The sequence below is a fragment of the Faecalibacterium sp. Marseille-Q3530 genome (genome assembly GCF_017377625.1).
In the GTDB taxonomy this organism is placed as follows: Bacteria; Bacillota; Clostridia; order Oscillospirales; family Ruminococcaceae; genus Faecalibacterium; species Faecalibacterium prausnitzii_E.
The window spans coordinates 15,270-37,097 of sequence record NZ_JAFREH010000020.1 but is presented as its reverse complement, the minus strand read 5'-3'; the positions used below and the strand labels follow the sequence as shown (position 1 = coordinate 37,097).

General features: G+C 59.3%; 17 protein-coding genes and 1 tRNA gene. 5 read left to right on the top strand and 13 right to left on the bottom strand.

Features of this window, described 5'->3' with window-relative positions:
- The first annotated feature begins 618 nt into the window (after positions 1-618).
- Positions 619-1,395 (top strand): type III pantothenate kinase, encoded by a 777-nt coding sequence (locus tag J3350_RS12915; protein WP_207686912.1) that lies wholly within the window; start codon positions 619-621, stop codon positions 1,393-1,395.
- 57 nt (positions 1,396-1,452) lie between these two features.
- Here J3350_RS12915 and J3350_RS12910 read toward each other — a convergent pair whose 3' ends face one another.
- Positions 1,453-2,367, bottom strand: a complete 915-nt coding sequence (locus J3350_RS12910) for a helix-turn-helix domain-containing protein (protein ID WP_207686911.1) — start codon at positions 2,365-2,367, stop codon at positions 1,453-1,455.
- A 211-nt stretch (positions 2,368-2,578) separates the two neighbouring features.
- Here J3350_RS12910 and J3350_RS12905 point away from each other — a divergent pair, with 211 nt between their 5' ends.
- Complete coding sequence (locus J3350_RS12905; RefSeq protein WP_207686910.1) at positions 2,579-3,979, top strand: S41 family peptidase; 1,401 nt, start codon at positions 2,579-2,581, stop codon at positions 3,977-3,979.
- A gap of 192 nt (positions 3,980-4,171) precedes the next feature.
- Here the strand turns inward: J3350_RS12905 and J3350_RS12900 are convergent.
- Positions 4,172-4,245, bottom strand: a tRNA-Arg gene (locus J3350_RS12900).
- Positions 4,246-4,500: 255 nt separating this feature from the next.
- Between J3350_RS12900 and J3350_RS12895 the strand changes: the two genes are divergently transcribed.
- Complete coding sequence (locus J3350_RS12895) at positions 4,501-5,868, top strand: MATE family efflux transporter (protein ID WP_207686909.1); 1,368 nt, start codon at positions 4,501-4,503, stop codon at positions 5,866-5,868.
- Between the two features lie 63 nt (positions 5,869-5,931).
- On the opposite strand, the gene J3350_RS12890 is transcribed toward J3350_RS12895, so the two are convergent.
- From J3350_RS12890 to J3350_RS12870, 5 genes are all read right to left on the bottom strand, one after another.
- Positions 5,932-6,960 (bottom strand): aldo/keto reductase, encoded by a 1,029-nt coding sequence (locus tag J3350_RS12890; RefSeq protein ID WP_207686908.1) that lies wholly within the window; start codon positions 6,958-6,960, stop codon positions 5,932-5,934.
- 123 nt (positions 6,961-7,083) lie between these two features.
- A complete protein-coding gene (locus J3350_RS12885) occupies positions 7,084-8,100 on the bottom strand; it encodes an ATPase P (RefSeq protein WP_207686907.1) in 1,017 nt (338 codons plus the stop codon).
- Positions 8,101-8,257: 157 nt separating this feature from the next.
- Entirely contained in the window at positions 8,258-9,763 is a 1,506-nt protein-coding gene (locus J3350_RS12880; RefSeq protein WP_207686906.1) for a carbon starvation protein A, read from the bottom strand.
- 436 nt (positions 9,764-10,199) lie between these two features.
- Complete coding sequence (locus tag J3350_RS12875; protein WP_207686905.1) at positions 10,200-11,705, bottom strand: carbon starvation protein A; 1,506 nt, start codon at positions 11,703-11,705, stop codon at positions 10,200-10,202.
- A gap of 297 nt (positions 11,706-12,002) precedes the next feature.
- Positions 12,003-12,923, bottom strand: coding sequence for a LysR family transcriptional regulator (locus J3350_RS12870; RefSeq protein WP_207686904.1), 921 nt, complete (start codon positions 12,921-12,923; stop codon positions 12,003-12,005).
- Positions 12,924-13,099: 176 nt separating this feature from the next.
- Between J3350_RS12870 and J3350_RS12865 the strand changes: the two genes are divergently transcribed.
- Entirely contained in the window at positions 13,100-13,306 is a 207-nt protein-coding gene (locus J3350_RS12865; protein WP_207686903.1) for a hypothetical protein, read from the top strand.
- A gap of 10 nt (positions 13,307-13,316) precedes the next feature.
- A complete protein-coding gene (locus J3350_RS12860; RefSeq protein WP_207686902.1) occupies positions 13,317-13,856 on the top strand; it encodes a histidine phosphatase family protein in 540 nt (179 codons plus the stop codon).
- A gap of 46 nt (positions 13,857-13,902) precedes the next feature.
- Here J3350_RS12860 and J3350_RS12855 read toward each other — a convergent pair whose 3' ends face one another.
- From J3350_RS12855 to J3350_RS12830, 6 genes are read right to left on the bottom strand one after another with little or no spacing between them, the layout of a single operon-like run.
- Positions 13,903-15,252 (bottom strand): MATE family efflux transporter, encoded by a 1,350-nt coding sequence (locus J3350_RS12855; RefSeq protein ID WP_207686901.1) that lies wholly within the window; start codon positions 15,250-15,252, stop codon positions 13,903-13,905.
- 14 nt (positions 15,253-15,266) lie between these two features.
- Complete coding sequence (locus J3350_RS12850; RefSeq protein WP_207686900.1) at positions 15,267-16,205, bottom strand: bifunctional 2-polyprenyl-6-hydroxyphenol methylase/3-demethylubiquinol 3-O-methyltransferase UbiG; 939 nt, start codon at positions 16,203-16,205, stop codon at positions 15,267-15,269.
- 24 nt (positions 16,206-16,229) lie between these two features.
- Complete coding sequence (locus tag J3350_RS12845; RefSeq protein WP_207686899.1) at positions 16,230-16,469, bottom strand: hypothetical protein; 240 nt, start codon at positions 16,467-16,469, stop codon at positions 16,230-16,232.
- Complete coding sequence (locus J3350_RS12840) at positions 16,466-19,801, bottom strand: ATP-binding protein (RefSeq protein ID WP_207686898.1); 3,336 nt, start codon at positions 19,799-19,801, stop codon at positions 16,466-16,468. Before J3350_RS12840 ends, J3350_RS12845 begins: the two co-directional genes overlap by 4 nt.
- Complete coding sequence (locus J3350_RS12835) at positions 19,798-20,403, bottom strand: DUF4194 domain-containing protein (RefSeq protein WP_207686897.1); 606 nt, start codon at positions 20,401-20,403, stop codon at positions 19,798-19,800. Before J3350_RS12835 ends, J3350_RS12840 begins: the two co-directional genes overlap by 4 nt.
- A complete protein-coding gene (locus tag J3350_RS12830; protein WP_207686896.1) occupies positions 20,387-21,817 on the bottom strand; it encodes a Wadjet anti-phage system protein JetA family protein in 1,431 nt (476 codons plus the stop codon). The genes J3350_RS12835 and J3350_RS12830 overlap by 17 nt, the downstream gene beginning before the upstream one ends.
- Positions 21,818-21,828 lie beyond the last annotated feature (11 nt).

Genomic DNA, 21,828 nt, shown 5'->3' with positions numbered 1-21,828 from the left:
AGCGTTCGTCCTGAGCCAGGATCAAACTCTTTATAAATGATATTTATCACTTAAAAGTGTTAAATCTTTTTCGCTCAGTACGCAATCGCTTGCGTCCTGTGTGAATTACTTTGTTTGGAATTGTTTACCGTGTTTTTCCAACACGAAAATAGGTTCCGTTACAAGTTTTTCGATATTGTTCAATTTTCAAGGTCCTGTGCGCCTCAGCCGACCGGCTGACAGCTTAATTATTTTATCACAGAAGTGATTTTTTGTCAAGCACTTTTTTCGAAGCGTTTCGAACGTTTTGAACTTGGATCGCTTCCGATTTCTCAGAACTGACTGGAATCTTTCAGCGTCTATTGGTTCTTTTCTCTCGCTTCTCAGCTGAGGCTTCAGAAGTCATTCTTTTGTCTCAGCGCTTGGCGCTCAAGTATAATACCATACACCGGGGTAGATGTCAACACTTTTTTACAAGTTTTTTCAAAAAACTTCAAATTGCTGCGTTCGGGCAGAAAATTGAACCCCTCCGGGACGGCCACGGCCGTCCCGGCTCCCCTTTTCCAAGGGGAGCTTGCAGTTTTGCGGGCGCTGTTATATTATATAATTACATTATAGAGGCAGAGGAGGCCCCCGACCATGATCCTGACGGTCAACATCGGCAACACACACATCACCATCGCCGGATACGAACACGACGCCCTGCAATTCAGCGGGCGTCTGCACTCCGACGCAGCAGCGACTATTGACGAATATGCCATGGATCTGCTGAATCTGCTCTCTCTGTACCGCGTCCAGACCGAGCGCATCGAGGGAGGCATTCTGGGCAGTGTCGTGCCCGCGCTGACGGGCCGCGTCCTGGCGGCGCTGCGGATGCTCTGCTCTGCTCGCTTCCTGACCGTTGGTCCGGGCCTGAAGAGCGGCATCAAGCTGCGGCTGGACAATCCGGCCCAGCTGGGTGCAGAGCTTTTGTGTGGCGCCGTTGCCGCGCTGGCCGAGACGCCCGGCCCGCTGGCCGTCATCTCCGCCGACACAGCCATCTCCATCATGGCTGTGAACGAGAAGCAGGAGCTTGTGGGCGGCGTCATCCTGCCCGGCCCGCAGCTGTCGCAGGCGGCGCTGGTCCAGAAGACCGCCCAGCTGCCACAGATCGACCTTTCGGCACCGGCTTCAGCCTCCATTCTGGGCAAGAACACCGCCGCCTGCCTGCAGAACGGTTTCGTGCTGGGCACCGCCAGCCTGCTGGACGGACTGGCTGAGCGCTTCCGCGCCGAACTCGGCCCGGAGCTCAAATTCTACGCCACCGGCAATCTGCCCCGCACCATCCGCGAAGCCTGCCACACGAACATTCTCTACCGCGAGACCCTCATCACCGATGGCTTGTACCGCATCTGGCAGAAGAACAAAAAAGGCTAAAGCATGACCCCGGCAAAGTTCCATCAAAGCTTTGCCGGAGTCCTCTTCTGTTATTCTCTATTGGAACTCAATGTTCAGATATTTCTTTGCTTCGGCTTTGGTGATCTCGATATCTTCTTTTCGTCCGATCAGTTTGCAAAGATAGTAGGCCTGATGATACGCTTCGGTGCTCTCCTCCGTTTTTCCCAGATGATAGCAGCATTCCGCATAAACTTCGAGGCAGCCGGGCAGTGTTTGATAATGCCCATATTTGATGCACGAGTCGCGCCCTTCTTTCGCAATTTCTGCACCTTCTGCATAGCGGCAGCTCAAGTCCAGAACACGGGCATAGTTATATAAGATCAAAATAGAAAGCCCGCCGGATGTAATGATCTCCTGATGGTGTTGACGCGTGTAGCGGAGCAATTGTTCGAACAGATTCGCAGCCTGTTCATTGTTTTCAAAGTTCGAATACACATTGGCGATCTGGATAATCGTTTTCAGTTCATCAAAGGAATACAGCCACTGCTCGATTCCTTTCAAGTCAAACTCCGGGATCGTCAAGTGGATCGCATCCATCAAAAGCTGGATCTGCTCATCCAATCCATATCGCTTATCCAGTGCGCCCAGCACTGCTTTTGACCGCAGGATGAATTGCTGTGTCGGCCGGTCATCAGCATCCACTATATTTTTCAAACGTTCGATCTGTTCAAACCCATGTTGAACATCACGGGTCACATTGCATCCGACGATCTCTTTCTTCAATGCTTCGATCTCCAGCTCATGCTTGGACGAAAGCGCATAATAACGGGTATCCGGAAGGCCCAGCCGTTGGAGCAGGGCATTCATGATGCTGCGGCTGGGCATCTGCTTTCCATTTTCGATTCGGGACAGGCTCACCGGATCACAAATGCCATCACACAAGCGCTCCTGTGTCAGCTTCAGTTCTTTCCGCCGCTGCTTGATAATCGAACCGATAAAAATGTTTTGCATAGAGAGACCCGCTTTCCCATCCAAATCCGGCATCTGACATTATTTTCAACTTACGCAGGATGCTATGGTGCTCCTTCGGATTCGGTGCTATGATACGTTCATTAAGAGGTTTTACAGCCATTATAAGCATTCCCGCCGCAAAAATCAACGGGCGGCCATTTGCTCCTGCACAACGTAAAAACAGCACAATACTTGAAAAGAGGTTCCTGCGATGAAATCCCGAATCCTATCGTTTCTCTGCTGCCTGGTGGTTCTGGTAAGCACCTGCGGCTGTACCAAGGTCACACAGCTTGTAAAAGACAATCAACCAACCAAAGCGGAACTGCTCGCAGAAATCAACGAAGAGCATCAGCGTTGGGAAGCGGCTCCTGCCGCCGACCCAACTCCCTATCTGCGGCATTACGATGACCCCGCCGATGCACAGAAATATTTTGATTACATCACCGATACCTACAGCGAATACGATGCCGAAAAAGAACTGACCGTAGATGAAGCGAAAGCAGATGTGAATTACCTCTTCGACGCGCTCTACTATGATTATGCTCTCTACGATTATTTTGGCGGACACGCTGTATTCGATCAGGCAAAGGCTGATACTCTGCAGGAAGTCCAAAGCAGGGACAGCCTGACCTGCGAAGATTTGCAGAAGATTCTGGTAAGTCATCTTACCTTTATCAAGGACGGTCACTTCAACATCAATCAGGACTATCCGTCGGAAAAAGACATTCCGTTTTTCTTCCGTCAGGTGATGTTCGTAAAAACGGATTCGGGCTATCAGAATGCCAATGGAAAAGTCGTTGCATCCGTGGACGATCATCCCGATCTGGATGAACTGTTCAAGCGTTCAATCTCTGAGCAGGGGTATCTGGTGTATTATCCGGTCCTGCTGAAGCCTGCTACATTTGATGGGACAGAATGGGAAAAGCACACCTGTGATGAAACGCTGACGGTGCACTATACAGACGGCAGTACCGACACACTGACAGCAGACGCATGGAGCCAGTATTACAAAGAGCTTCCCAAAGACCAGAATACCGATCTTCGCCAGACAGATGGAATCCCGGTATTCCAGTTCAACAGCTTTGAGGGCTCTTTTCTACAGGAGGTCAATGCTGCGGCAGCACAAATGAGTGATGCTGCGATCTCCATGCTGGATCTGCGCTCCAATGTCGGCGGATATGAAGAAGTAGCTCATCAGTGGATCACCCGATACAGCCGCCAGCGTGTACAGGGCAATGGAGTCCGCTATGATGTTGTTAATCCGGTATCCGTAGCGATACAAGCTCATCGGTGGCAAACGCACGACAACATTCTGATTCTTTTAAGCGGAAAATGCTCTGCCTCTTCTGCAGAAATCACAATGGACCTTGCCTATAATCTGGAAAACAGCCTGATCATCGGAGAAAACACAAATGGATGTATGATCGGAAATGGTGGGCATGTGGAACTGCCGAACAGCAAATGCTCGGTTATAATGACATCCGTATGTGTCTATCTGCTGCCGGAGGGTGCAGATTATTTTGAAGAAATGCGTGGCCTTTCTCCGGATATCTGGGTCCCGGCCAAAGAAGCCGAGACGCTGGCGGCAAAACTGATGGAGAATTTGAAATGAGGTTCGAATCCTCCCGGCCGCAAATTTAACGCCAGTCCTCTTGTTAGACGTTCCTACGGGTCCAGGAACCGCGCACTAAGCAACAGCCCGCTGGGCTGATTGCTTACCCCGCCTCCGGCGGGGCCGTACTGTTCGAATCCTCCCGGCCGCAAATAAAAATCCCCAGCACACGAAAGTGTACTGGGGATTTTATGCGACCGGGAGGATTCGAACCTCTGGCCTTCCGGGTCGGAGCCGAACGCTCTATCCAGCTGAGCTACGATCGCACATCTTCTGAATGGATTCAGTATAAGGTAGTATAGCACAGCCGGACAGAAATTGCAAATAGAAATCTTCGCCCTTTTCGGCCCAATTTCTGCATCCGGAGCATCCCTCTGAAAAATCATCGGGCGGCGCGTAAAAATTTCACCTCTGCTTTTTGGGTTTTCCATCTTGCAAAAGCGCCGCCGGGCCTTATAATAGAGCTTGTGCCCCGGTGTGCGCGGGCACAGTTTCGGATCAGGAAAAGGAATCATCAAGTTATGAAGTCAAACACCAAATCGCTGACGGAAGGCCCTCTGGCCAAGCAGATCCTTCTGGTCAGCCTGCCGCTGGCACTGTCCAACCTGCTGCAGGTGCTGTTCAACATGTCGGACGTCGCGGTCGTAGGCCGGTTCGCCGGCTCCACGGCGCTGGGTGCGGTGGGCTCCACGAGCATCTTCGTCACCCTGTTCACCGGTTTTCTCATCGGCCTGAGCAATGGCATCAACGTGCTGGTGGCCCGCTTCTATGGGGCCAGGCACACCGATGACGTCCGCCGCACCGTTCACTCGGCGCTGGTGGTCAGTCTCATCGCCGGTGTGGTGCTGCTGTTCGTAGGCCTGCTGGGCTCCCCCGCCCTGCTGCGGCTGCTGAACACCAAGGAAGACCTGCTGCCTGGTGCCATCCTCTACCTGCGGGTCTACTTCCTCGGTATGCCCGCACTGGCGCTCTACAACTTTGGCAACGCCATCTTCAGCGCCATCGGCGACACCAAAAAGCCGCTGTACTTTCTGAGCATCGCGGGTGTGCTGAACATCCTGCTCAACCTCTTCTTCGTCATCGTCTGCAAGCTGGATGTCGTGGGCGTGGCGCTGGCCAGCGCCATTTCGCAATGCGTTTCCGCCGCGCTCATCCTCCACGCGCTGACTCAGGTGCAGGACTGCTACGCCCTGCATTTCCGGGAAGCCCGGCTCGACCCGGCCATGACCCGAAGCATTCTGGCGCTGGGCCTGCCTGCCGGGTTCCAGAACGCCGTCTTCGCCATCGCCAACCTCTTCATCCAGGCAGGCGTCAACTCCTTCGACTCCCTCATGGTCAAGGGCAATTCCGCCGCCGCCAACGCCGACAACCTCATCTACGACTGCATGGCCGCTTTCTACATGGCCTGTGCCAGCTTCATGAGCCAGAACTACGGTGCAGGCAAGCCGGACCGCGTGAAAAAGAGCTACTTCATCGCGCTGGGCTATTCCTTTGGTGTGGGCCTGCTGTTGGGCAGCAGCCTGTTCGTGTTCGGCCGCGAGTTCCTGGCCCTCTTCACCACCGAGCCTGCCGTCATCGACGCCGGCATGAAGCGTGTGGGCGTCATGGGTCTGGCCTACTGCATCTCGGCCTTTATGGACTGCACCATCGCCGCCTCCCGCGGCCTGGGCAAGACTGTCGTGCCCACCGTCATCGTCATCCTGGGCTCCTGCGTCTTCCGCGTCATCTGGGTGTACACCATCTTTGCCCACTTCCACACCATCCCCTCGCTTTATCTGCTCTATCCCTGCTCCTGGATGCTGACCGCTCTGGCGGAGATCGTCTACTTCGTCCACTGCTACAAGCAGGCCATGAAAATTTTCCGGGAGCCGGTCCCTGCGTCACTGTAAATCGTTCAGACATAAGAAAAGGCAGATGCCGTTCGATGCGGCATCTGCCTTTTTTGTGGTTCGTTATACCTTTACTTCTCCCGCCAGCACCCGCTTATAGTCCTCGTAGTTGCGGGCCAGCAGAGCGGGCGTATCCAGACCATAGGGGCACTTTTTCCGGCACTGGTTGCAGTGCAGGCAGTCCTCGATCTTCTTCATCTTGGCCTGGCCTTCCGGGCTCAGATGGGCTGCCGCAGGCGACCGGCGCAGGAGCAGGCTCATGCGGGCACAGTCGTTGATCTCGATGCCCACCGGGCAGGGCATACAGTAGCCGCAGCCCCGGCAGAAATCGCCGCATAGTTCGGCGCGGTCCTTCTCGATGACGGCCCGCAGTTCATCGTTCATCCGGGGCGGGTCGTTGATGTAGGAGAGGAACTCGTCCAGCTCGGTCTCCCGCTGGACGCCCCAGATGGGCAGGACGCCGTCGTACTGGGCCTCGAAGGCATAGGCGGCGGCACTGTTGGTGATGAGGCCGCCGGACAGGCCCTTCATCGCGATGAAGCCCATCTTTTTCTCCTTGCAGAGTTCCACAAGTTCCAGTTCCTGCGGGCCGGAGATGTAGCTGAACGGGAACTGCAGCGTCTCGTACAGACCGCTCTCGATGGCTTCCTTCGCCACGGTCAGGCGGTGGTTGGTGATGCCGATGTGCCGGATCAGGCCCCTGGCCTTCGCTTCCAGCGCGGCATCGTACAGGCCGGAGGCGTCTCCGGGCCGGGGGCAGAAGGCCGGGTTGTGGAACTGGTAGATGTCGATGTAGTCGGTGCGCAGGTTTTTCAGGGAGGTATGCAGGTCCTTCCAGAAATCCTCTGCGGTTTCCGCCGCCGTCTTGGTGGCGATGTAGACATTGCTGCGGATGCCGTCGAACGCCTCGCCCAGCTTGACCTCGCTGTCGGTGTAGGCGCGGGCGGTATCAAAGAAGCGGATGCCCGCCTTGTAAGCCTTGCGGGCCAGATGGACGGCGTCCTCCTGGGCGATGCGCTGGATGGGCAGGGCACCGAAGCCGTTCTTGTTCACCGTGATGCCGGTGCTGCCCAGCGTGACCATATCCTTCATATCAAGACCTCCTCGTGTTTTCAAACCTGCTCTCTGTCCTCATTATAAACCGACCTTCTGCGCCGTGCAAGAAGTTTGGCACAATAAAAGCTCCCCGGAAACGAGGAGCTTTCGTTGGTTCTCTTATGCGTATTGGTGGTTCAGGAACATCGCCTTGATGAGGACGACCTCGTCGTATTCCTCCTGCTCGACCTGAACGTCGGCGTTCAGCGCCTTCAGGCGGGCCTTGACGGCCTCCAGCGCCTCCGGCACGGTGACGGCGCGGCCCTCTTCGATGGCGTCCATCATCTGCTTGAGGACGGTCGGGTGTGCGTAATAGCTCGGCACCGGGAACGCACCGTTCGGGTAGTGCTTCACATAGTCCGCTGCGGCCTGCTCGGCCCGGTCGGCTCGCTTCATGATGGCGCTGTGGTTGTTGCGGGCGGTGGGCAGCATGTTGTAGCTGGAAAAGAGGAAGATGGCCGCAAAGCCGAACAGCGCAAAGTAGATGCCGTAATTGCCCACATGGTTCGTGATGGCATAGAGGCCGTAGGCTGCGGCCACAAGGCCGAACAGGAAGATGGCCAATGCGACATAGCGGTACACCGGCTTGCTCTGCAGCTGGGCGCGCTTGCGGCGCTCGGCGGCGCTCAGCTCATCCGAGATCTCCGGCTTAGCTTCCAGATACTCTTTTGCCCGGCGCAGCACCGTCAGGCTGTGCTCGGCGTCTTTCGTCAGCTCCGGCAGCTTGCGGGCGGCCTTTTCGGCCTCCTTCTTCTGCACGGTCTGCTCGCCTGCCGCGCTCAGCCGCTTGATCTGCGGCTGCTCTTTGGCCAGAACGTCCAGCAGGGCGTCCACGTCCCGCTCATCCTTGAAGTTGCACTGCTTCTGCTTGCCGCCGTCGTACTCCACCACCAGATAGGCCATGGAGGCAAACATCCCTTTGCCGGTAAAGCCGCCCTGGCTCATGGCGACCCGCTTGAACACGCGGGTGATGCTGCCGTAAGGCAGATAATAGCAGCGGTCGATGTAAAAGCTGTTGAGGTACAGCGCCTTTTTGCCGACGCCGCAGGGGCCGATCTTTTTGCAGGCTTTTTTGTCTGCTTCCAGCTCGGCAGCGCCGAGTTTTGCCAGACCCAGTTGTGCAGGTTTGAACAGCATAGTGTATCCCTCTTTTGCGTTTTGTTTGTACCCATTGTCCCACTGTCTTTCGCAAAATGCAAGAGTCTTTTCCACTCTTAGCCAAAAGCAAGACCGGCCGCTGGTGTGGGCAGCGGCCGGTCTTGAGATCACAGGGGGTTATGCCGCCTTGAATGGGTTATGCGGCTTTCTTCTCCGTGTGCTTCTTGGTAGCGTGGATAAACAGGGCCAGCATTGCAACGGCGAAGACGATACCCACAGGGTATGCGACCGCCGTATTGTAGATGGTGGCACCCTCAGCAGTCTTGCTGTTCAGCAGGCCGCCCAGGCACTCCGGAGCCAGCACGAAGTAGGTGCAGGACACAGCGCTCATGAAGGTAGCGGGCACAGCGGTGATCCAGTAGTTCTTCTTCTCCTTGAACAGGTACATGGAAGCAGCCCACAGGACGATCATGGCCAGCGTCTGGTTGGTCCAGCTGAAGTAACGCCAGATCACGGTGTAGTTGATGAAGCCCAGCGCGTTGCCGATGCCCAGGAAGGAGCCGACACCCAGAACGGGGATGCAGAGCTTCAGGCGGTTTGCGTAGCTGTCCTGGTCCAGCTTCAGCCAGTCGGCCAGAGTCAGACGAGCGGAACGGAACGCGGTATCACCAGAGGTGATGGGGCAGATGACGACGCCGATCATTGCCAGGGCAATGCCGATACCACCCATGGTCTTGGAGCAGACGTCGTAGATGGCGGCGGACTGACCTTCGGCCAGAGCAGCGGCCAGACCGGTGTTCAGACCACCGGTGACTTCGTACAGAGAGCAGCCGGCAGCAGCCCAGATCAGAGCGATGATGCCTTCGCAGACCATTGCGCCGTAGAAGACGAAGTGGCCCTGCTTCTCACTCTTCATGCAGCGCGCCATCAGAGGCGACTGGGTGGAGTGGAAGCCGGAAATAGCGCCGCAGGCGACCGTGATGAACATGAAGCTCCAGATCGGGGTGCCCGACGGGTGCATGCTGCCGAAGTGATCCCACAGTTCGGGGATGGTGTAGGCGGGGTTGGTGAAGATGCCAAAGATAACGCCCACTGCCATGATGATCAGGCAGATGCCGAAGACCGGGTAGATCTTGCCGATGATGGCATCAATGGAGATAAAGGTCGCGATGAAGTAATAGACCAGGATGATGATCAGCCAGAACAGGGTGGTGGTGAGCACACCGCTCATCCCGTTGTTCTTGCACAGGGTCACGATCAGGCCAGCAGGGCCGACTGCGAACACCGTGCCGACCATGATCAGCAGCACGACAGAGAACACACGCATGATGTTCTGCATCACAGGTCCCAGATACTTGCCGGTAACTTCTGCGATGGAAGCGCCTTCGTTGCGCTCGCTCATCATACCGGAGAAGTAGTCGTGGACGCCGCCTGCAAAGATGGTGCCGAAGGTGATCCACAGGAAGACCACGGGGCCCCACAGAGCACCCTGCAGTGCACCAAAGATGGGGCCGAGGCCCGCAATGTTCAGCAGCTGGACGAGGAACAGCTTCCACTGCGGCATCACGACGTAGTCAACGCCATCGTTGATGCGCACAGCGGGAGTTTCACGGTCGTCCGGTCCAAACGTGTTGTCCACGATCTTGCCATAGACAAAATAGCCTACGATCAGGAGCGCCAGACAGAGTAAGAAACTAATCATACCAGAAACCTCCTTTTTCAGATCCACGCCCACGGCCCCATTCTGCCGTGCGTGGTCCATGTCTGGCTTCATGTTAACACATTTTTCATAACTCGAATAATATCTTTCCTGCATAGCCCTCATATCAAAAAGTATATGGTGGGGTTTCAGGCGTTTCTTTTGGCAAAGATTTTTAGCGTTTCCTCGGCAAATTTTCTTTTTCGAAAACGTTCTCTGTGCGATTTTGACCGACGAAAGTTGCGGCTCCCAAACTTTCCGCCTGTTTTTTGTGCAGTTTGACCACGCCTGCAATTTTTGCGCGATTTTCAGTGCTTTTTCGTGTTATTCGGCCGGGTTCCTCCCGTTGCAAACGAAGACCGGCCGTCCGGGGACTTCCCGGCGGCCGGTCTTCTGTGAATGGGCAAATATTGGAAGAGGAACTCAGGATCGCATCGGATCATGCAGCTTTACTGACGCCAGCCTTTTTGGTGGCGTGGATAAACAGGGCCAGCATTGCAGCGGCAAAGAGGATACCCACAGGGTATGCGACCGCCGTATTGTAGATGGTCGCACCTTCCGCGGTCTTGCTGTTCAGCAGGCCGCCCAGGCACTCCGGAGCCAGCACGAAGTAGGTGCAGGACACGGCGCTCATGAAGGTAGCGGGCACAGCGGTGATCCAGTAGTTCTTCTTTTCCTTGAAGAGGTACATGGAAGCGGCCCACAGGACGATCATGGCCAGCGTCTGGTTGGTCCAGCTGAAGTAACGCCAGATCACGGTGTAGTTGATGAAGCCCAGTGCGTTGCCGATGCCCAGGAACGCACCCACGCCCAGAACGGGGATGCAGAGCTTCAGGCGGTTCGCGTAGCCGTCCTGGTCGATCTTGAACCAGTCGGCCAGCGTCAGACGCGCGGAACGGAAGGCGGTATCGCCGGAGGTGATGGGGCAGACGACGACGCCCACCATGGCCAGCGCAATGCCCACGCCGCCCATGGTCTTGGAGCAGACATCGTAGATGGCCTTGGACTGGCCCATGGCCAGCGCCTGTGCCAGACCGGTGTTCAGGCCGCCGGTGACTTCGTACAGAGAGCAGCCGGCTGCGGCCCAGATCAGAGCGATGACGCCCTCACAGACCATGGCACCGTAGAAAACGAAGTGGCCCTGCTTCTCACTCTTCATGCAGCGCGCCATCAGAGGCGACTGGGTGGAGTGGAAGCCGGAGATCGCGCCGCAGGCGACCGTGATGAACATGAAGCTCCAGATCGGGGTGCCCGACGGGTGCATGCTGCCGAAGTGATCCCAGATCTCCGGGATCGTATAGGCAGGGTTGGTGAAGATACCGAAGATGACGCCGATGGCCATGATGATGAGGCAGATGCCGAAGATGGGGTAGATCTTGCCGATGACCGCGTCAATGGAGATAAAGGTCGCGATGAAGTAATACGCCAGGATGAGGATGAGCCAGAACAGCAGCGAAGTGAACACGCCGGATGCACCGCTCTGGCTGCACAGCTCCACGATCAGGCCCGCAGGGCCGACCGCAAACACCGTGCCCACCATGATGAGCAGAACCACGGAGAAGACACGCATCACGTTCTGCATCACCGGGCCAAGGTATTTGCCGGTGATCTCGGCGATGGAAGCGCCGTCGTTGCGCTCGCTCATCATGCCGGAGAAGTAGTCATGGACACCGCCTGCAAAGATCGTGCCGAAGGTGATCCACAGGAAGACCACCGGCCCCCACAGAGCGCCCTGCATGGCGCCGAAGATGGGGCCGAGGCCCGCGATGTTCAGCAGCTGGACGAGGAACAATTTCCACTGCGGCATCACGACATAGTCCACGCCATCGTTGATGCGCACAGCCGGAGTTTCGCGGTCGTCCGGGCCGAAGGTGTTGTCCACGATCTTACCGTAGACGAAGTAGCCCACGATCAAGAGCGCCAGACAGAGCAAGAAACTGATCATACCAGAAACCTCCTTTTTTCGGTGCTGTCCGCAGCCCCATTCCGCCGCCGGGCAGCTCCCGATCTCTGGCCTCATGGTAACATATTTTTCATCATCTGCACAATATTTTTCCAGCATAGGGGTATATCGCATCCGATATACCCGCTAAGAATTTTTACCGTTATTCAGTCTGTTTTTTGTCGAAAAACCAGCAAAAAAGAAACAAAACCGAATTTTCGGTTTCGTTTCTTTGCCACATTTCTCTATTTTTGTCGATTCCGGAGCCAAAACTTTAGCCGCTTCTTTGCCGGCGGCTGCTCATTTCACGGTCTGGGCCGCCTGTTTGTGGAGCAGATCGACAAATGCCTGCTCCTCCGCCCGCAGGCCGCCCTTGTCCGGATAGACCAGGACATCCCGCATCTGCTGGCGCTGGGCCGGGCATTTTTTCAGCACCAAATGGTACTGTTCCAGCGCCTTGCGGGGCATGGGCGACGCCCACATATACGCAGACGGAAGCCGCTGCAAGATCGAAAACTGGCTGCACCGCTCATACACATGGATGCGCCGGGCTTGGTTCACATGCCAGCGCACACCGTCGCCGCCCTCCTCGCCGGGCAGCTGAAAGTCGTCGTGCAGGATCTCCATATACTGGTTCAGTTCGGTCAGGTCGTGCACCTCGTGCCGGGCCAGCGGGCCGTCCCGGTTGGTGAGCAGCTGATATTCAAAGTCCATCACCGGCTCCATCTTCAGCCCCCGCCGGGCGCAGTAGTGGGTGTAGTGCTCATCGTCCTCCACCGCATAGCGCAGCAGCGCCAGGTGATAGCCCCGCCGCAGCACGAAATCCAGCGCCTCCATCGAGCCGCCCTCCCGGATGTGGATATGCACCCGTTCCAGATGCACCGCCTGTTCCAGATAATCCACCGCCGCATAGGACGCATAGGTCGCATGGGGCAGCATCACCCGCAGCTCCGCGCAGCGCTCCTGCTCTTCCTCGACGCTCCGGCTCAGGCGGTCCACATCTTCCAGCACCCGCTCGGCCTGCTCGATGAACCGCCGCCCCTGCTCAGTGGGGATCATGCCGGTGGAGGAGCGCTCAAAGATGCGGATGTGATACTCCTCTTCCAGATTTTTCAGCGCCTTGCTGATGTTCGGCTGGGCCGCATACAGCTGCTTTGCCGCAGCGCTCACCGACCCCCACTGCATGATGGCGACCAGATAGCGCAATTCTGTAATGTTCAAGCTCTTCTCTCCTTTTGGCGTCGTGTGGAACCATTTTGTCCTATTGTATCAGCCCCGGCGCCGGGCTGTCAAGTTGACGGCAGCGCATCGGGGCTTTATAATAAGAATACCCCGTTCTCCCCTGCCGGGAGAATCATCTGTAAAACGAGAACACTGTATTTTTCGAGGAAGATCGTATGACATACCGCGTTTTGCGCATCGACGAGCAGCTGTACGGCTGCGAGGAGCTGCCGGAAGGGCAGCCCGTCTGCTGCGATGTCTTATTGGAGGACGAGACCGGCGAGCGCCGGGTCATCGCCTACCCGGACGCTGAGCTGACCCGCCTTGGCATCGACGAGGGCGCCACCGTCCGGCTCGACCACCATACCCTCATCAAACTCTGAAGGAGCCTCTATGCACAACTTATATTTTACCCGCCACGGCGAGACCGTCTGGAACGTTGAAAACAAGATCTGCGGCATGACCGACAGCCCGCTGACCGCCCGCGGCCGGGCGCAGGCCGCTGCGCTGGGGGCCCATGTCCGGGACAGCGGAGTCCACATTGACGAGATTCTGTATTCTCCCCTGTCCCGCGCTGCCGACACCGCTCTGGCCATCGCCGAGGCCACCGGCATCCCGGCCCGCCCGGAACCCCGCCTGCGGGAGCAGTGCTTTGGCCGCTACGAGGGGACGCCCCGCGATGGGGCCGAGTTCAAAGTCTCCAAGACCCACTTCGCCGACCGCTACTCCGGCGGCGAGAGTATGCTGCAATTGGCCCAGCGCATCTACGACCTGCTGGACGAGCTGCGGGCCGACGAAGGCAAGACCTATCTCCTCGTCGCCCACAATGGCATCGCCCGCGTGGTGCGGTCTTACTTTTACGATATGACCAACGAGGAGTATGCCGCCTTCGGCATCCGGAACTGCGAGTTCGTCGAGTATACATTTGCATGACAAAGAAAGCCACCGGGGCCCCGGCGGCTTTCTTTGTCCTAACGCGTCACACATGACGGTAATGGAATTTCTGATCTTTGGTCACGAACATATACACGCTCACCCCCAGCGCGGCAAGCTCGGCGGCCGTAACGGCCAGCCAGATGCCATCCATCCCCATGAGCGCCGGCAGTGCGAAGACCGCCGCCACCTGAAACAACAGGGTGCGCAGGAAGGAGATGAGGGCGCTCGTCACACCGTCGCCCAACGCGGTAAAGAAGGACGACGCATAGACGTTGAAGCCCATGATGAGGAAGCTCAGCGCATAGAGCCGGAAGGCGTGGGTGGTCAGTGTTAGCAGCCCGGCATCGTAGCCCACAAAGATGCGGGCCACATGCGGGATGAGGAACATCGAACCAATGGTCATGACGACGGCCACCACGCCGATAAGGCGGAAGCTCATGGAATAAAGGTTGTGGACCTCCCGGTGATTGCGGGCACCGTAGTGGTAGCTGACGATGGGGGCGCTGCCGACGGCATAACCCACGAAGACGGCCACAAAGAGGAAGGCGGCATACATGATGACACCGTAGGCCGCCACGCCGTCCTCGCCCGCAAAGCGGAGGAGCTGGTAATTGTAGAGGATGTTGACCAGCGACATGGAGAGGTTGGTCATCAGCTCCGACGAGCCGTTGATGCAGGCATTCCGCAGGACGCGGCCATGGAACTTCGTCCGACTCAGGTGCAGGCGGCTGGTGTTGTTCCGGTCCAGGAAATAGAACACCGGCAGCAGGCCGCCGACGATCTGGCTGAGGAAGGTCGCGACAGCGGCACCCTCAACGCCCCAACGGAGCACCCCCACCAGCACGACGTCCAGCACCATGTTGGTGCAGCCCGCGCCCACGGTGAAAGCGAAGCCCAGGTGGGGCTTTTCGGCCGTGACGAAGAAGCTCTGGAACATGTTCTGCAAGATAAAGGTCGGCAGGCTGACCAGCAGGATGCGGCCATACCGCAGCGCATAGTCCAGCATCTCCCCCTTTGCGCCCAGCAGCTCCGCCACCGGCTCAATGATGACCAGACCAACGGCGCTGAACACGATGCCCGCCGCAAGGGCCGAACTGAGGAAAAGGCTGAATAATTCGTCTGCTTTTTTCCCATCGCCCTCGCCCAGCGTGATGCCCACGATGGCGCTGCCGCCGGTGCCCAGCATAAAGCCGATGCTGCCGATGAGCATGGGCAGCGGCATGATGAGGTTGACCGCCGCAAAGGCCGTCTTGCCCACGAAGTTCGAGACGCACAGGCCGTCCACAATGCCGTAGATGGAGGTAAACAGCATGGTGCCGATGCAGGGCAGCACGAACCGGATCAGCCGGGAACAGGTAAAGTGATCGGACAATTGGATGGGGTGCTTTGGCATAAATTCTCCTTCGATCATTTTCCGCAGATGACGATAGCCTTCCACCCAAAGCGACACATCATCCGCTTCCGGATGGACTTTCCTCCAATGACTGGAATATTCTTGCACAGACGGAAGCATCGTTTTTCTGCCGCAGCATGGGCCAGGCTGCGGGCCTCGCCCTGCTCAAAATCCAGACAGCATGTATCGCCGTTCCGCACCGCATAGATTCGGGGCTGCAGCCCGACCCGCTGGTTTTGCTCCACCACTTCGTAGTAGCAATATTCCCGCAGGTGCAGTCCCTTGGCTTCCCGTTCCTTTGGCGCTGCCAGCTTGGTGATGTCGTGGGGTCCCATTCCTCTGCTGGGAGTCACGGTCACCAAAAGCCCCTCCGGTGAAAGTTTTTTCGCGATCTGCCGAAGGGTCTCCTCCATTTCATCTTCCGGGAGATGTTCCAGCACATCGTTCCAGTAAAACAGGTCCACGCTGCCGTCCTTCAGCTCTCCCAGCGCAGCATACAGGGTCTTTTCAATGCAGCAGGAAGAAAGTTCCCCCAGAAGCTGGCGATCCAGACACACATCGCATCCGCTCACATGTACCCCTCCGAACTGATGCACAGCCCGGAGGATATACCCGGTGCCCACGCCCGCTTCAAAGAAGTTGATCTCCGGCTTTTTTGTGTGCAGATACCGGATGAGCTGGTCCAGCAAGTCCACGAAGCTCTCGCCCGCCCCATAAGCCGCCACGCTCTGGCCCTTCTGGCGGTTGCGAGCCTGAATCAGGCGGTCTACCATCTCGTAGCATTGCCGTGTGATCTGCCCCCGCTCTTCCGAAAACGGCGCAGCCTCTTTGATGGCAAGTGCTCCCGCCCGTTCCACAGCGTATTGCTGCGCCACCCACTCTGCATCGGGCTTTTCTTCCAGAGAGACATTCTGAAGGCAGCGTTCAAACGCTTCTTTTGCAGTTTCTTTCATATACGACCTCATGTTTTTTCATTTTTACATCATCCCGCCGGGGCGCCAGCCGGTGCAGTAGCGGGCATAATCGCGGTCGGCCTGCTTGACGTAGAGGACGAGTTCTTCCTTCCCCTCTTTGTTTTTCATCGTGCGGACCTTGGTGGGCAGGCTCTGGCGCTGGAGCAGCTCCAGTTCGTCGTTCAGCTCGTCCTCGTTGTCGAAGGTGTCGAGCCTGGTCCAGTGGGTGGCAAACAGCCAGAATTTTGCAAGGGTATCGCTCATGGTTCAGTCTCCTTCTCCGGCGCGGGCTGCGGGGCCGTCAGCCGGTAAAACGGCGCGATGGCGTTGGCGTCGCCATGGCGCACAATAGAATAGGTGATGTCGCAATAGGGCTGGATGGCCGTGCTCTTCTCGACGGTGGAGATGAGCAGGACCTGCAATTGCAGGCGGCGGAACAGCTCCATCATGGGGCGGATGCGGTCGCTGGTCATCTTGCTGAAAGCCTCGTCCAGCAGGACCAGCCGGATGCTGTTCTCGCTCTTCTGATAAATTTGCAGCAGCGAAGCGCAGATGGCCACATAGAACGGGGCCTGATTCTCGCCGCCGGAGGAATCGCGGCTGACGCGGGACAGATACGCCTGCTGGCCGGAGACCGTGTTCGTGACCTTGATGTCGTAGTCCAGATAGGTGCGGTAATCCACATAGTCGGACAGGGTGGCACCGGAGGTGCTGCGGCCCTCCTGCCGGGCGCGGGTGTTCTCGTCCACGTCGGCCATGATCTTTTCCATCAGCTCATCCACCTGCCGCTCGTAGACGGGGTCGGCCGTGGCGGCGAGGTTGTCCAGCGAGTCGGTGTCGGTCATCTGCTGGTTGCCCTTGTCCACGATGACCTGATAGAACGCGGCCAACTGCGGGTCGCGGCTGGGTTCCAGCTCGAAGCGGTAGACCTCTTCGCCGTAGGTCAGCTGCTCCATCACCTTGTTCAGCTCCCGGAACTGGCGGCGGGCGTTGAAGATGTCGTCTTTCATCCGGAAGAGGATGTCTTTCCGGAAGCGGTCCTTGCAGTCGCGCTGGGCCTGGTCCAGGCGGGCGGCGTAGCGCTCCAGGTCGATGCGGACGAGGCTCTCGTGCTGGGCGCGGTACTGCTCGATGCCCGCAAGACCCAGCGGATAATCGCAAACGTACCGCTCGTTGTACGCCTTCTGGGCCGGTTCCAGCGTGGCGGTGAGGTAGCTTTGCAGGGTGTCGTCCAGCTTGGTCTGCGCTTTTTCGGCCGTCTGGGCAGCGGCGCGGGCTGTGCGGCCCCCGGTCATGAGGCCCTTTTTGCGCTCTTGCGCCAGCGGCTCCAGCAGCGGGTATTTTTCAAAGAAGGTCTGGGCCGCCCCGGCGCTCTGCTGCGCTGCGGCCACGGCCCGGCCCTGCTCTGCCGCGCAGGAAGCCAGCTGCTTTTCGCAGACGCGGATATCGCCGCCTGCCTGTTCCACTGCCTTGCGGGCCGCTTCCCAGGCGGCTTCGCGGGTCTCCTCTTCCCGATACAGCTCCTGCAGCAGCGGGTTCTCCCGGCAGTCGGCCAGCTTCTGGGCCTGTGCCGCATAGTCGGCTTTGGCGGCAGCAAGGGCGTCCCGGCCTTCCCACAGGCCGGCCAGCGTTTCCAGTGCGCGGCCGCGCAGGATGTTCTGGTACTGGTCGTAGGCCGTTTTCAGCGACCGTTCGGCCTGCACGGCCTCGCGGCGGCGTTCACCGAGAGCCGTCAGCTCCTCTTTCAGCGCACCGGCGCGGGCGCGGCGGGCGTCCAGACCGATGTACCGCTGGGGCCGGCGCAGGCGTTCCAGCCGGAACGGATGGTGGCGCAGCAGGTCGCGGGTGGCGCTGTCCGGGAAGTGTTCCAGCGTGTCCGGCGTCTCGCAGCAGACGATGCGGCGGAGGATGGTGTCCGCATACTGTGCGGCCAGCGGGTTCTCGCTCTCCACCTGAGCGGCAAGGCTGTCGGCCGGGCTGGTCTCCGCGCGGCGGTTGGCAGTGCGGATGCCCGGCGTATCCAGCAGGCTGATGGGCCCGACCGTTTCGCCCAGCGCCACAAAGGCGCTCTTGGCGGCGGCGTAGTGGTTGGGCGGGACGAGGATATCGAACCGGCGGTCGCCGAGGCAGGCTTCCACGCAGTCCTGCCAGCTCTCATCGGCCACGTTCAGCAGCTCACAGAAGATCTTTGCGTCCGGCGTCATGCCCCGGCTCTTCAGCTCGGCGTTGACGGCATCGCGGACTCTGGTGGCGGCATCGCCGTGGGGGTAGACCCACTTGCCGCCCGAAACCGCGTCCAGCTCAGCGCGCTTTTCTTCCTGTGCACGGGCCAGGTTGGCGGCGTTCTGCCGCGCGGCAAAATACTGCTCTTCCAGCGGCTTTTCGAGCCGGTCCAGCGCTTCGGTCAGCGCGGGCAGCTGTTCCGCGGTCAGAGCGACCGGCCAGAGCGCCTTTTCGACCCCGAAGCCGCTGCGGGCCAGCACCGTCAGCAGGTTCGTGACGGCATCCGCCGTCTGTTCCAGCGCCGCCACCTTCCGGGCGGCGGCATCCAGTGTGGTCTTCCTGCGGGCCAGTTCCTCGGTCATGGCGTCCAGCGCACGGCCCTCGCCGCTGGCCGAAGCTGCCCCATGGGCGGCCAGATAGGCCCGGCGGGCCTCGGCCTCGGCGTTCTTGGCCGCTTCATAGGCGGCATTCCGCTCGGCCAGCTGGCGGCGTCCGGCGTCGAGATGCCCCTGCCAGACGGCGTCTTCTCCGGCGTCGGCCTCGGCGCGGGCCAGCAGGGCCGCACCCCGGTTGACCAGGGCGTCCGTCTCTCTGGATGCGGCTTCCCGGCCGTATTCCACGATCTGTTCCAGCGCGGCGGCGCGGGTCTGCGCCTCGGCCAGCACGGCGTGGAGGTTTTCCAGCTCCACCCGGTCGCCCTGCAGCGCGTCCAGATCCAGTTCCGGCTGGGGCAGGATGTATTGATACAGAAATTCCCGGAAGTTCGGGATCTCGTCCATGCTGGTGCCCATCTGGAACACCTCATTGAACTTTTTGCCCAGCGGGCTGGATGCGCGGCCGATGCCCAGCGCACGGCAGATGCGGTCCCGCGCCTCGCTGGGGCTGCGGGTATAGGAGAGCCGGCCCACAGCGGGCTTGAAATCCTCTCTGGCGCTGGGGGCCCCGGTGCGCGGGTCGAGAAAGGGCAGCTTTTCCAGCGTGATGCCGTCCTCGGAGATGTACCAGGTCTGGTCGCCGGGGTGAAGCTCCTGCATGGGGCCCTCGGACTCGACGCGCACCGCGATGACGAAGGGCGTCCGCTTGACGCTGTCCCAGAACTCGGCACCGATATAGGCCACCGTCCGGCCGGGGCGGCGGTAGGCGTTCTCGCCGCGCTGTTTGGCGTGGACGGAGCCTTGCAGGGTGCGGCCGCTCTTTTTATTGCCCAGGGCATTGAAATTGCGGTTGGTGGTCAGGCAGTAGCGGATGGCGTCCAGAATGGTGGTCTTGCCCACGGCGTTGACGCCGATCATATAGGTCAGGCGGGCACAGTCGAAGGTGACGTTCTCAAAGTTGTGCCAGTTGATGAGTTTCAGGCGTTTTAATTCGATCATTCTTCATCCTCCGCACTGGATTCGCCCTCCGGGCGTTCGTACAGGGCCAGCTCGTTCCGGGTGCGGCTGCTCTCGGCAGCGGCATCGGCGAGGTCGGCATCCGGCAGCGCCAGCAGCACGGTCGGGAAGACCTCGATGCGGCTGTCCAGCCCGGTCAGACGGCCCACGGGCCGGGCCAGATTGTATCGGCGCAGGGTGCGCAGCAGCTTTTCCAGTGTGAGCTGGTCCAGCCGCCGGGGCAGGTTCATTTTTTGCAGTTCGGCCTGCACTTCTTCCACCGTGACCAGAACCTGGTCTGCACTGGCCGAGAGGCTCTCCCGCTTTTGCAGGTAGAGCAGGCGCAGCACCAGCAGCAGGATGCTCTCGTATTTCAGCAGCCGGGCCTGGCTGCCCTCGTGCTCGTTGACGAGTGCCGCCGCCTGCAGCGGGACCGGGTAGAGCAGGACCGCATAGCCCAGCGGCGCGAACACGGCCCGCACCTCGTTCAGGTGGTCCTGCACATAGAGATACTTCGACCGCTGGTCCTCCACACCGCCCAGCAGAAAGCAGTGGCTGAGCAGATAGTTTGCGGTCTCTTCCAGCAGTTTATTCATTTCGGCCATGGGGTTCCTCCTTGCGGGGCATCAGGATAAATTCTTCGAACCGGAAGCCGCCCCGCTCGACCCACTTCCCGGTCCGTTCGATGTCATAGTCCCGCCGCGGCGACTGCGAGTAGGTGTGCAGGCCGATGATGCGGGCAAAGTCGCTGGGATATTCGTCGGCCAGCGTGGACGCCGCCACCTGCCTGCGGGCGGCAAGGGCCTGCTGCGCCAGCAGGGCCACGTTCTCTTCGGTCACAGCCATCCGGGCATATTCCAGCAGGAGCTGCTGCTCCTTTTGCAGCTGTTCCGGGTCCAGCGTTCCGGTCTCCACCGGCCTGAGCGGCACCTCGCTGCGGGGCGCGGCGGGCGGGTAGAGCGGCTTTTCGCCGAAGACCTGCACCGGGTAAAGGTGCAGATGCTTTGCCACCGGGCCGTCATCCGGTTCAAACAGCTGGTCCGGCGTCTTGATCTCCTCGGCATAGCGGCGGAGCAGCGCCGTGACGCTGCCCTGCGCCGAGCGGTCGCTCAGCAGCAGAAACTGCGCCCGCTGCACGGCCCGCTTGCGGTAGCGGATGTGGCTGGCGTCGATCTGCTTCATCAGGCCGCTCATCTCTTCCAGTGCATCCCGCTGCTTCTGGATGAGGGCCCGCACCGCCGGGGCGGCCTCGTTCGGCGCACAGCGCTCCACGCGGGCATAATCCAGCGCCAGCTGCGGCAGATAGTTTGCCTCGCAGTCGTCCAGCCCCTCTTCGAGGTAGGCGCGGTAGTTGAACAGGTTGTCGCTGGTCTTGAACCGGTGGTACGCTGCCGCAACGACCTTTTCCTCGTACTGGTCGAACAGTTCCAGCACCTCCTGCGGGGTGCGGTTGCGGGTGAGCCGGTCGATGTAGTGGCCGATGGAGGCATTGAGCGCACGGAGCGACTTGTTCAGCGCTTCGAGGTCGGACGCGACCTCCCGCAGGACGTTCTCGTAGGGGCTCTTCTCCTCCCCGATGCCCCGCAGCAGCTGCCAGGCCTTGTACAGCTTGCCGGTATAGGTGACGACGCGCGGGTTCAGGATCTCTTCCAGCGCTTCCAGCAGAGGCGTCACCTCCGGCACAAAGGCCAGCGAAGGTTCCTCCTCATAGCTGCCGGGCTGCTCTTCCAGCCAGCCGGTGCGCCGCAGCCGCAGCAGAAAGCCCAGCGCCAGCAGATGCGGGTCGCGGGTAGGCTGCTCGGCCTCGTCTCCGGCGTCGTCGGCGTCCAGCGCCAGCGGCTTTGCCAGCGCCGCAAAGTAATCCTCCGCGCGGGAGACGGCTTCGGCGCGGGAGATGCTGTAATCCGCCGTGTGGCGGCACTCCTCCCACAGCAGCAGGAGCAGCTCGGCATAAAACGCCCGGTTCGGCCCCGCCAGCGGGCGGAACAGACGCGGGGAGACCAGTTCAAACAGCTGCATCAAAAGATCCT